At 32.7% G+C, this 1,084-nt stretch carries 1 protein-coding gene; it reads right to left on the reverse strand.

The window, feature by feature from the left end:
* Window positions 1-63 precede the first annotated feature (63 nt).
* Window positions 64-1,084 (reverse strand): IS1182 family transposase (locus tag HMPREF2846_RS01075; RefSeq protein ID WP_070625298.1); only part of this gene is annotated, 1,021 nt, incomplete at its 5' end.

The raw sequence follows: 1,084 nt of genomic DNA on the forward strand, positions 1-1,084 counted from the left end.
TTTTTTTATGAAATTTTCGAAAATATGTATAAAAATCTTTATAATAGAAGTCCTCACGGACTCTTATGTAAGCCACATAGATACTTTTTTCAAATTCATCGCAGCACAAGTAAACATCGTATCCATTGTCACCTTTTCTAAACTGCGGAAACGTGTCCATCTCATACCATGTTGCTCTTTAGCGTCACCAAATCGTCTTTCTATTGTTTGGCTTCTCATTTTATATATTTTTTTAATTGAATCCATAAACCTTAAATCTTCAACTATATCTAAATCATCTTGCCATACGTGCCTTTGGATTTGTTTTTGACACTGTTTATTTTCAGTGCATTTGTTCAATAGTGGGCATTCACGACATGTGTCAGAGTTTGACATATATAGTCTGTGCCCAGTTGGCATTGTTCTTTTGTAAGTTAAAAACTCATCATTAGGACAGATATAGCTATCATAATATTCATCGTAGATGAAATCGCGAATTTTGAAGAAACCTTCTTTTCCTTTTGGTCGAGTATACGGCATCACAGGTATCATTAATTTTTCAATAAGATAGTGTGCATTAGCTGGAGTTTTATATCCAGAATCGACTGCTACATATCTCGCTTTTAAACCTGCTTTCTCCATTCTTTCTATCATAGGTTTCAATTGCGTACTATCATGGATATTTCCTGGAGTGACGTGTGAATCTAAAATGAAGCCGTGTCTATCGACACATGCATGTAGCGAATAGGCAAATTGCTTTTCTCTCTCGCTCTTTACATAATAACCAGACTCTGGATCAGTTTTGCTTTCTTTTATATATTTAGTTTTCGCTTCCTTTTTCTTTTTTACAGGCTTTTTTCCATCGGCTTTTCTTAGAAGATTTACTTCATCATCCAATTCTTTTTGGTATGCTTTGGCTTTAATTTGAACAACTTTCTTAATGTATTTATTTTTATTAGCATTGGCTTTAATATGAGTTGAATCGATAAAAATTTGTTCGGTATTAATAAGGTTGTTTTCAAAAGCAATTTTTAAGATGTGTTGGAAGATTTCTTCAAATAACTTATTATCATAAAATCGGCGGGTGTAGTTTTTGCTAAAAGTA

It is taken from the genome of Staphylococcus sp. HMSC056G08 (assembly GCF_001812305.1).
Classification (GTDB): Bacteria; Bacillota; Bacilli; order Staphylococcales; family Staphylococcaceae; genus Staphylococcus; species Staphylococcus simulans.